This is a genomic window from Microbacterium sp., assembly GCF_046295495.1.
In the GTDB taxonomy this organism is placed as follows: Bacteria; Actinomycetota; Actinomycetes; order Actinomycetales; family Microbacteriaceae; genus Microbacterium.
Genome location: NZ_JBKBNC010000067.1, coordinates 1 through 8,808 on the forward strand (window position 1 = coordinate 1; position 8,808 = coordinate 8,808).

8 protein-coding genes and 1 pseudogene are annotated in these 8,808 nt (G+C 72.7%); 4 read left to right on the forward strand and 5 right to left on the reverse strand.

All coding sequences use genetic code 11. The features are described 5' to 3' along the window. Positions 1-83 precede the first annotated feature (83 nt). Positions 84-704 carry a 2-phosphosulfolactate phosphatase gene (locus ACK4LS_RS14200; RefSeq protein ID WP_409718587.1) on the reverse strand — a complete coding sequence of 207 codons (621 nt, stop codon included), beginning with the start codon at positions 702-704 and terminating at the stop codon, positions 84-86. Between the two features lie 96 nt (positions 705-800). Here ACK4LS_RS14200 and ACK4LS_RS14205 point away from each other — a divergent pair, with 96 nt between their 5' ends. Next, the gene (locus ACK4LS_RS14205) at positions 801-1,322 is read left to right on the forward strand and encodes a hypothetical protein (protein ID WP_409718590.1); all 522 of its coding nucleotides are present in this window, start codon (positions 801-803) and stop codon (positions 1,320-1,322) included. Next, complete coding sequence (locus ACK4LS_RS14210) at positions 1,319-1,828, forward strand: N-acetyltransferase family protein (RefSeq protein WP_409718593.1); 510 nt, start codon at positions 1,319-1,321, stop codon at positions 1,826-1,828. The genes ACK4LS_RS14205 and ACK4LS_RS14210 overlap by 4 nt, the downstream gene beginning before the upstream one ends. Before the next feature lie 224 nt (positions 1,829-2,052). Here the strand turns inward: ACK4LS_RS14210 and ACK4LS_RS14215 are convergent, their stop codons facing one another. The 3 genes from ACK4LS_RS14215 to ACK4LS_RS14225 form a co-directional block, all read right to left on the reverse strand. Continuing rightward, the gene (locus tag ACK4LS_RS14215; protein WP_409718596.1) at positions 2,053-2,703 is read right to left on the reverse strand and encodes a response regulator; all 651 of its coding nucleotides are present in this window, start codon (positions 2,701-2,703) and stop codon (positions 2,053-2,055) included. 130 nt (positions 2,704-2,833) lie between these two features. After that, a complete protein-coding gene (locus ACK4LS_RS14220) occupies positions 2,834-4,015 on the reverse strand; it encodes a sensor histidine kinase (RefSeq protein WP_409718599.1) in 1,182 nt (393 codons plus the stop codon). A gap of 128 nt (positions 4,016-4,143) precedes the next feature. Next, positions 4,144-4,632 carry an Lrp/AsnC family transcriptional regulator gene (locus ACK4LS_RS14225; RefSeq protein WP_409718602.1) on the reverse strand — a complete coding sequence of 163 codons (489 nt, stop codon included), beginning with the start codon at positions 4,630-4,632 and terminating at the stop codon, positions 4,144-4,146. Between the two features lie 109 nt (positions 4,633-4,741). Here ACK4LS_RS14225 and ACK4LS_RS14230 point away from each other — a divergent pair, with 109 nt between their 5' ends. Both ACK4LS_RS14230 and ACK4LS_RS14235 read left to right on the forward strand, forming a co-directional pair. Beyond that, on the forward strand, positions 4,742-6,139 hold the full coding sequence (locus ACK4LS_RS14230) for a DUF6421 family protein (protein WP_409718605.1): 1,398 nt from the start codon (positions 4,742-4,744) through the stop codon (positions 6,137-6,139). A 164-nt stretch (positions 6,140-6,303) separates the two neighbouring features. Then, the gene (locus ACK4LS_RS14235) at positions 6,304-6,972 is read left to right on the forward strand and encodes an SDR family NAD(P)-dependent oxidoreductase (protein ID WP_409718607.1); all 669 of its coding nucleotides are present in this window, start codon (positions 6,304-6,306) and stop codon (positions 6,970-6,972) included. A gap of 320 nt (positions 6,973-7,292) precedes the next feature. Here ACK4LS_RS14235 and ACK4LS_RS14240 read toward each other — a convergent pair. After that, positions 7,293-8,642: pseudogene (locus tag ACK4LS_RS14240) on the reverse strand (MFS transporter); the annotation flags it as partial. Positions 8,643-8,808: the final 166 nt, after the last annotated feature.

Here is an 8,808-nt window from a genome sequence, read left to right on the forward strand (position 1 = left end):
AGCGGCGGCGGGAGGCTCCGGCCGGCGGCCTCGCCCGCGTGGGTTCGAGGACGCCGACGGGAGCGCCCCGCCGCCGCGACCGGTCAGATCGCGGTGACGACCTCGCCGCGGAGGACCGGAACGACGGATGCCGCGTCTCGCGCCGCCGCGGCCAGGACGGCGTCGCGACCGCCGTCGGCGGCGAGCGCGCGGCCGGTGCCGCTGGCGGTCAGCAGATGCCGCACGGCACCGGCGAGCGCCCGGTAGCCCTCGCCCGCGACGGCGGCGTCGGGGGAGGCGTGGTCGATGCCGAGGTCGCCCAGGGCGGCGATGACGGCTCCGGCGCCCAGCGAGTCCTCGACGGAGAAGCGCAGGTCGGCCCCCTCGCCCTGTCCGACGGCGAGCACCGAGATACCCGTGCGCTCGCCGCGCGAGCGCTGCACCTCGAGCACGTGCGCGGCGACCGCCGCGGCGTTTCTCAGACCCCCGACCACCACGTGGGCACCGGTGGCGCCCGCGGCGCGGACCAGCGCGGCCGCCGCATCGTCGTCCCCGGCGATCTCCCAGCCCGCCGCGTTCTCCGCCGCGCTCAGGGCGTGCGCGGTGAGGCCGAGCGTCTGGACGACCACGATGACCGGGGCGGGAGCGAGTCGCCGCAGGCCCGGCATCCCCCAGTCCAGGCGGACCTGGTAGTCGGACTGCGACAGGGCGGGGTCGATCGGCATCCCTCGAGCCTAGAACGCGCGGACCGCCCCCTTCGCCCGCGGCCGTTCCCGTCAACCCACCCCACGGGCACGGCCTCTTCGGGCACGATCGTCTACATGCGGATCCTGCTGAAATTCGTCATCGACTGCGACTCGGACGCCGCGTGGCGTGCCCTGCACTCCCCGCGCGCCGTGGCGGAGCTGTACGGCCCCCTGCTCACCGTCGACGGGCTCGGCACGATGCCGACCTCGTTCGAGTCGGGCGACGACGTGCCCGTGCAGATGAGCGTGGCGGGGCTCGTCCCGGTCGGGCGACAGCTCATCTCGGTCGCCGATCGCGAGACGCGGGACGCGAGCGGCCGCGTGCGCGTGTTCCGCGACTGGGGCGTGCCGCTGACCGGTCCCCTGGCGACGCTCGACGTGTGGGACCACCAGATGGCGGTGTCGGCCGCTCCCGGGGATCCGGCCAAGACGCTCTGGCGCGAGCGCCTGACCATCGGCGGGGCCGCGGCTCCGGCGCTGTGGCCGGGTCTGTGGGCCACGTGGCAGTGGCGGGCAGCGCGCATTCGCGCCCTCGCCCCCACCTGGGCGCACGATCCCGAGGCATCCCCCGAGCCCGAGGACACCTCCGCGGCATGAGCGGGGTGCTCGTGCGCGCGGCGACGCCCGACGACAGCCGGAGCATCGCGCAGGTGCACGCGCAGAGTTGGGGCGAGGCCCACGCGGGTCGCGTGCCCGAGGCCCTCTCCGAACGCATCGACGTCGACCTCGCGGCGTGGCGCTGGTCGGCGCGATTGCGCGGTGCGACGCCACCGGGCGGCGAGCCGCTCGGGGCGGCGTGGGTCGCCGTGGTCGACGAGCGCATCGTGGGTTTCTCGTCGGCGGGCCCCGCGCGTGATGCGGATCTGGCCCCGACGGGTGCGGAGCTCTACGCGCTCTACGTGCTCGCCGCGCACTACGGTGCCGGCGCCGGGGCGGCACTTCTCGAGGCCGCCGTGGGGACGGGACCGGCGAGCCTGTGGGTGCTGGAGGACAATCCCCGCGCCCTCGCCTTCTACGCCAAGCACGGCTTCGCGCCCGACGGCGCGGTGCGCGACGACGACCGCTGGGGCGGGCCGCTGCGCGAGATGCGTCTCACGCGCTGAGACCGGCGGAGACGTCGGCGGACCCGCCCGAAGGCCTCCCCCAAGCCCGGGCCCCCGGCCCCTGCCCCGGGCCCGGCGTCGCGCGGCCGAGTCGCGGGGTGGCATCGCGCGGCGGCTCGGCTTCGTGCGGCCGAGCGCCGCGACGCCGCGTGGTGACACCGTGCGGTCGAGGTGCGACCGCGCCGGCCCGCGCAGACCGCGTCGGTCAGACCAGACGGCGTCGGTCAGACCAGACCGTGGCGGTAGGCGAAGACCACCAGCTGCACGCGGTCGCGCAGGGCGAGCTTGGTGAGGATGCGACTGATGTGCGTCTTCACGGTCGCCTCGGAGAGGAATTCGCGCCCGGCGATCTCGGCGTTGCTCAGACCGGCGGCCGCCAGGGCGAAGATCTCCTGCTCGCGGTCGGTGAGGGCCCGGTAGGCCGCGGGCACCGGCTCGGCGCCCGCCCCCTCCGCGATGTGCGCGAACAGGTCGCGGGTGGCCGCGGCGGCGATGACCGCGGATCCGGCATGGACGGTGCGCACCGCGGAGAGGAGGAACTCCGGCTCCGCGTCCTTCAGCAGGAAGCCGCTCGCGCCGCCCTGGATGGCACGCGCGGCCGCCTCGTCGAGATCGAAGGTGGTCAGCACCACCACACGCGGCGCCTCGGGCTCACGCAGGATCTCCGTCGTCGCGGTCAACCCGTCCATCACCGGCATCCGCACGTCCATCAGCACGAGGTCGGGTCGGGTCGCCCGCACCACCTCGATCCCCTCGCGTCCGTCGGCGGCCTCGCCCACCACCTCGAGGTCGGGCTGCGAGTCGATGACCATCCGGATGCCGGCGCGGAAGAGGGCTTGATCGTCGACGAGGACGATGCGGACGGGGGCGGTCATGACGAGGAGCCTTTCGCGGGCGGGCAGGACGGGGCGGCGGCGAGGATGCGGTCGACGGCGCTGACGTCGGGAGGACTCCCGCGCGGGGGCACGGGCTCGGCATCCGCGGCATACCGCAGCGCCGCGGGAGTCACGTTCGCCCTCCGATCGGCAGTGTCGCCCTCACGACGAACTCGCCGTACTCCGGCCCCGCGGCCAAGCGTCCACCGACCAGGTGGGCGCGCTCGCGCATTCCGATGATGCCGTGGCCGCCGGTGGGCGTCGTCGCCGCGGGGGATGCCGTGGCCCGGGCGTTGCGAATGGAGAGCTCGACTCGATCGGGGAACCATCCCAGCTGCACGCGCACGCGTCGATCGACGCCGTGGCGGAGGGCGTTGGTGAGTGCCTCCTGCATGATGCGGTAGACGGCTAGCTGGATGGCCGCGGGCGGCTCGCCGGGTGCCACCGGGTCGACGCGCACCTCGAGCACGACCCCCGCAGCCCGCATCCGCTCGAAGAGCACCTCGAGATCGCCCAGGGTGGGCTGGGGCCCCTCCCCCTGGCTGTGGCGCAACTGCGTCAAGAGCAGGCGCACGTCGGTGAGGGCCGAGCGAGCGGTCGATGAGATCGTCGCGAGAGCATCGGAGGCGGCCGCGGGATCGGCTGCGGCGGCGTACCGGGCGCCGTCGGCCTGGGCGATGACCACCGCGAGCGAATGCGCGACGACGTCGTGCATGTCACGCGCGATGCGCACCCGCTGCTGCTCCGCGATGGTCTCGGCCTCGGCGGCGCGCTGAGCGCGGCTGTTCGCGGCGGCGCGCATCGCGGTGCGCACGAGCGCGCCCGACACCCAGGCGAGCATGAGCGCGAAACCGGACGCCAGCAGCAACGCCCCCACCGCGAACCAGTCGTTGATGGTGAGCGGTGCCGACAGGCCGCGGCCCACGAGGTAGAACGGCACGATGACCGCTCCCGCGATGCCCGACGCGAAGCCCGCCCAGAACACGCGCTTGCTGCCGTAGGCCGCCGTGGCGTAGAGCACGGCGAAGATCGCGAGGTCGGTGGGCGAGGGCTGACGTCCGAAGCCCATCTGCAGCAGCGCACCCACCCAGGCGACCGCAAGCGCGCTGCCCGGCTGAAGGCGACGCAGGGCGAGGGCGGCCGTGAAACTCAGCACCACGAGGATCGCGCCGACGGTCTGGCCCGCGACCCCCCAGAAAGCCCCCGGATCCGCCCCCGGGAGCTCGACGAAGAGAGCGAGCAGACCGAACACCCCGGCGACGCCGAGATCGGTGATCAGCTGATAACGCTTCAGCGGACGGAGGGGGAACATCGCGCCCACGTTACGCGGAGCCCGCGGGGGCCGGCATCCGCCTGTGGATGTATCCCGGGGCATCGAGATCGTTCGCGGTGCGGATCACCCCCGGCCGCTTCCGCGTCGGCGGCGGGGGCGGTGCGCGCTCAGCCCGGGAAGTCGGCGGGCTCGATGGGCCTCGCCTCGAAGAAGGTCTGCAGGACGACCGTCGTGCGGGTGTTGACCTGGGCCGCGGCGCGGATGTCGCGGATGAGCGCCTCGAGGGCCCGCGGCGTGGGCACCCGCACGAAGAGCATGTAGGCGGCCTCCCCCGCGATGGAATGGCACGCCTCGATGGCGCTGAGGTGCGCGAGAAGTTCGGGGGCGTTGTCGGGCTGAGCGGGGTCGAGCGGAGTGATCTCCACGAACGCGGCGAGAGGACGACCCAGGGCCTCCGCGTCGAGGATGGGGCGATAGCCCTGCACGATGCCGCGGGCTTCGAGCCGACGCAGGCGGGACTGGACGGCCGACACCGACAATCCCACGCGCTCCGACAGGTGCGAAAGCGTCGCGCGCGCGTCGATCGAGATCTCGCGGACGATCGCCGCGTCGACGGCATCGTCGAGCCGCGGGGAACGTACGGAGGCCTCGCTCATGGCCTCGACAGTAGCAGGGGGCGCCGTTGGCACCCTGGCGGTGTCCGTAAGTTTTCCGTTAGCATGACGCTTGAGCAGGAATATTTCCTATCCCCGAGCGGAGGATGCCATGACCATCGCAACGCCCACCCGTGCCGACCAGGAGTCGCTCGACGGTCGCACCGTCGACGCGGTCGAGCACACGCCGGCTTGGCTCCGACTCAAGAGCGCGGCGACCGCGCTGCAGGCGCTGCAGGCGAAGGACGGCTCCGTCGAGGACACCGCGGCCGCGGCCCCGCTCGTCGACGACATCGTCGAGGCCATCGAGAGCCTCGCTCCTCTCTTCCCGCACGACGCGGCCTACCTCGCCGCCTCGGTGGTCGACTTCCGACGCTGGAGCGCGGAGGGCCTCGGCGTACCCGACTTCCTCGACTCGCTCCAGGCGTTCCACCCGCAGCAGCACCGGGTCGACGGCATCCGTCATCTCGTGGTGTTCCCGATGTACACGCAGAACGGTTCGAGCGACCGCCACGTCGAGGCCGTGCTCGTCGAGACGATCTGGCCCGAGTTCATCGCCCGCCTCGAGACCGAGTACACCAACCGGCTGTTCGTCTCCCTGCGCCTGATCGACTTCACCTCCGGCTACGACACCAACTCGGCCGTGCTGTTCCCCGAGACGGTCGCGATGCGTGAGATCCCCACCTTCACCTGGGGTGCGATCTTCCAAGACCGCGAGGCGGCCCGCTACCGCCGCGTCACGCGCGCCGCCGCCGAGATCACCAAGCTCGAGCTGCCCGACGCGGCCGCACGTCTCCTCGACGACCAGGACCTTGCCGAGCGCACGTTCGTCATGTGGGACCTCATCCACGACCGCACGCACATGCGCGGCGACCTGCCGTTCGACCCGTTCATGATCAAACAGCGGATGCCGTTCTTCCTCTACTCGCTCGAGGAGCTGCGCTGCGACCTCACGGCGTTCCGCGAGTGCGTCTCGCTGCAGGCCCGCCTGTCGGGGCGCGACGATCTCGACGCCGCCGAACGGGCGATGCTCGAGCACGCCGAGCTCGTGCAGTACGCCGTCATCTTCGACCGCATCTTCCGCTTCGCGATCACCGGCTCCCGGGTGCGCAACTACGACGGCCTCGGCGGGCAGCTGCTGTTCGCGTGGCTGCACCAGCACCGCGTGCTGCACTGGACGGACACGTCGCTCGCGTTCGACTGGGACGAGGTCCCCGCCGCGGTCGTCGCGCTGGCCGACGCCATCGACGAGCTCTACTGGCGCTCGATCGACCGCCCGAAGGTCGCGCACTGGCTCGCGGCCTACGACCTCGTCAGCGCCGTCGTGACCCCTCATCCCGCGTCGGTCTGGGCGCGCGGCCTGTCCGACGAGGTGCTCGCGGGTCTGCCGAAGGGCTACACCGACGCGGTGCTGGACGACGAGTTCCCGCTGTCGATGTTCTTCGAAGCGCTCGAGAAGAAGATGCGTCCCGTGATCGCCTCGACCGAGGGAATCCGCGGCACGGACTGAGCATGTCCCGGACACCCCGGGCCGGACTGCGGTGAGGAGATCAGACGACGATGCGAGACCGTGACGAGGGTGCGGCGAAGGCGGGCCGCCTCCGGGGCGCCGACGAGACTCGTGCCGCGCAGAACGACTCCCGCGCCGCCGGCGGGACGTCGGCAGCGGCCGAGATGAACGACCGGCTCGTCCTGCTCGCCGGTGGCACGAGCGCAGCCGGCCGTGCCTGCGCCCGCGCCCTCATATCCGCCGGCGCCCGCGTGCTCATCGTGGGGTCGAACGAGGAGCGCCTGGCGTCCGCCGCCGCCGACGCTCCGGGAGCGACCACCGAGCAGTGCGACCTCACCGACCCGGACGCCGTCGCCGACCTGCGCGACCGGGTGCACGCCGCGCACGGCCGCGTCGACGGCATCCTTCACCTCGTCGGCGGGTGGCGCGGTGGCGGCGGTCTCGCGGGACAGACCGACGACGACTTCGCCTTCCTGCTGCGCTCGCTCACCGCTCTGCGCCGGGTCAGCAGGGCGTTCGACGCCGACGTGCGAGCCTCGGATGCCGGCCGACTGGCCATCGTCTCGTCCACATCGGTGACTCGTCCGCTCGCGGGCGGCGCCAATTACGCCGCGGTGAAGGCGGCGAGCGAAGCATGGGTACGCGCCGTCGCCCACGGGTACGCCAAGGACGCGCGCGATGCCGGGCGCTCCCCGTCGGCGGCCGCCGTGACCTTCCGGGTGAAGAGCCTCGAAGGAGTGGAGGGCGCCCTCGCCGACGCCGTCGTCGCCCTCTGGGCCGACCCCGCCGAAGAGTGGAACGACGTGGTGGTCGAGATCGACGCCGTCTCCTAGTCGCGCCGCCCGTTCGGACCGCTCGTCTCGCGGCCGCTCACCGGCGGGGCGTCGAAGGAGGCCGCAGCCGCCGCGGCGGAGGCCGACCCCGCGGGGACGCCGTCGGCCGAGACCCCCCGCGCGTCGAGCGCCGCACCCGCCTCGTCCGCGGCGGGCGCCGTGCGCTGAGCGGGAGGCGATGTGCCGTCGGAGGGCACGGGGGCTGCCGCCCCCGCATCCCCGTTCGTTGCGGCGGGGCCGTCGCTTTCGGTCGCCCCGGCGACATTGTCTCCGGTCGCCCCGGCGACGTCGCCTCCGGTCGCCCCGGCGACGTCGGCGTTGACCGAGGCCGTGCGGTACTGCATCGAAAGGATGCGGTAGGAGCGGGTGAAGAACGCCAGGATCCCCGCGACGACCATGACCAGACCGGCGCCCAGGAACACGAGCGCGATGCCCCGCGACTGCCCTTCGCCGAGCAGCCAGCCCCACGTCGACCGTCCGCTCTCGCCCTCCATGTACGGGATGATCAGGAACTGCGCGATGGGGGCGATCAGGAACGACGTCACCGGGGCGGCGGCCGACTCGAACGCGGCGGCGAAGCCGAAGACGCGGCCCTGCGTGGTGAACGGCACCACCTTCTGGATGACCGTCTGCTCGGCCGCCTCGACAGGCGGGATGAGGGCCATGTAGACCCAGATGCCGGCGGCGTAGAGCCACCACCAGTCGCGCAGCGTGAAGACGGCGCCGAGCACGCCCATCGCGATGACGATCCACAGCATCGTGCGGATCGGGTTGCGACCCAGGCCGAATTTCGCCACGAGACCGCCGCCGATGATGAAGCCGGTCGCGGTGACGCCCAGGATGACGCCCCAGATCTGCACGTCGAAGAGTTCGAGGCCGTAAGGGTCCATCAGCGCCATGTACACGCCGCCGATGAGGTTGTTGAACGTCGAGAACACGATGAGCGCGAACAGCCCGCGCGCGGCGCGGACGGCGCGGACCGCGCCGCGCAGATCGACCATCGGGCCCGGTTCGTCGGCGGCCGCCGGGCGTTCCTCGGGGATGCGGATCGTCAGCAGGTGCACGAGGGCGACGAGCGTGAGACCGAGGGCGATCGCGAGGGTCCACCCCATGCCCAGGAAGCCGACCGAGAGCCCGCTGAACACGCTCGCCACGACGAACGCCAGCCCCTGCACCGTTCCGACCAGGCCGTTCGCGTTGGCGTGGCGCTCGACGGGGACGAGCAGGGTGACCGTGGTCGACAGCGCGATGTTCCTCATGTTCTCGACCACCGCCCCCGCGAGGATGATGCCCGCGAAGAGCCAGAACCACGGCGCACCCAGGTCGAGCAGCACCGCTTCCGGGAACGCGATCCACAGCGCCCCGGCCAGAAGGAAGGCGGTGAGGGTGATCAGCCCGGAGAAGACCATGACCCGGTGCTTGCGGTGTCGGTCGACGAGAGAGCCGAACACCATCGCGAATACCGCGAGGAGCAGCATGTAGGCGCCGCCGACGATGCCGGTGGCGAGCACGGAGCGTGTCTCGAGGTAGACCCAGAAGGTGAGCGCGAACCAGAGGAAGCTCGTCGTGACGTTGGCCGCGGCGGTGTTGACGAGCACCGCCAGGAACGTACGGTGCCCGTCCACCGGCACGTCGGTGGGGGTGACGGCGGACGCCGATCGATCGGACATAGCGCCACGGTAGACCCGGGTTCCGACATCGGGAAGACCCCGCGTGAACAGCGCGCGCCGCGGGTGGCGATGGCGCGGGGCGGCGGGTGGCACACGGCAGGGCGGTTGACGCACGGCAGGGCGGGTGGCCCGGCGGGCAGCCGCGCACGGCGAGCAGCGCGGCAGC

Excerpts from the sequence above, each read along its gene's own strand:
- ACK4LS_RS14235 (WP_409718607.1), top strand. The coding sequence starts at position 6,304 with ATGAACGACCGGCTCGTCCTGCTCGCCGGTGGCACGAGCGCAGCCGGC.
- ACK4LS_RS14210 (WP_409718593.1), top strand. The coding sequence starts at position 1,319 with ATGAGCGGGGTGCTCGTGCGCGCGGCGACGCCCGACGACAGCCGGAGC.
- ACK4LS_RS14215 (WP_409718596.1), bottom strand. The coding sequence starts at position 2,703 with ATGACCGCCCCCGTCCGCATCGTCCTCGTCGACGATCAAGCCCTCTTC.
- ACK4LS_RS14220 (WP_409718599.1), bottom strand. The coding sequence starts at position 4,015 with ATGTTCCCCCTCCGTCCGCTGAAGCGTTATCAGCTGATCACCGATCTC.
- ACK4LS_RS14230 (WP_409718605.1), top strand. The coding sequence starts at position 4,742 with ATGACCATCGCAACGCCCACCCGTGCCGACCAGGAGTCGCTCGACGGT.
- ACK4LS_RS14225 (WP_409718602.1), bottom strand. The coding sequence starts at position 4,632 with ATGAGCGAGGCCTCCGTACGTTCCCCGCGGCTCGACGATGCCGTCGAC.
- ACK4LS_RS14200 (WP_409718587.1), bottom strand. The coding sequence starts at position 704 with ATGCCGATCGACCCCGCCCTGTCGCAGTCCGACTACCAGGTCCGCCTG.
- ACK4LS_RS14205 (WP_409718590.1), top strand. The coding sequence starts at position 801 with ATGCGGATCCTGCTGAAATTCGTCATCGACTGCGACTCGGACGCCGCG.